The organism is Neisseria sp. P0006.S004 (genome assembly GCF_051963015.1).
GTDB lineage: Bacteria > Pseudomonadota > Gammaproteobacteria > Burkholderiales > Neisseriaceae > Neisseria.
The window spans coordinates 1-466 of the sequence record NZ_JBQCUS010000025.1 but is presented as its reverse complement, the minus strand read 5'-3'; the positions used below and the strand labels follow the sequence as shown (position 1 = coordinate 466).

Sequence of the window (466 nt, the reverse complement as noted above, 5' to 3'; positions counted from 1 at the left end):
CGGCAACGAACTGATTGAACAGCGTGAATTCGGCGACGAAGCCTCCCTTGCCGCCAAACTGATGGCGCAGCTGGGCGAACAACCCGTTCCCAAAAAAGAAGCCGCCCCGCTTTCAGACGGCCTCGACGGCCAAACCCCGCTGCGGACTACCGAGTTCAAACGCGATGTATTGGGACGCTTAATCCATACCCTCGCCCGCAACAACGACAAGGTTCAGGAAACCGTTTACCAATACGACCTGGACGGCAACCTCGTCCGTGCCGCCAACAGCCACAGCATTACCTGCTTCGACTACAACGGCAACGGCCAAATCATCGGCCAGCACCAATGGAGGGTACCGACTAAGGAAGAGAATGCCCGAAACGGATTGCCCGAAACCGACTGGCGCGATGCGCAGTACGACATGCTGTACCTGCCCGTTACCGAAAGCATCCTCTACCACTACGACTTCAACGGCAACCGTACC

1 pseudogene is annotated in these 466 nt (G+C 57.5%); it reads left to right on the top strand.

Features of this window, described 5'->3' with window-relative positions:
• Positions 1-61 precede the first annotated feature (61 nt).
• Positions 62-466 (top strand): annotated as a pseudogene (locus ACTHR2_RS10530) (hypothetical protein); the annotation flags it as partial.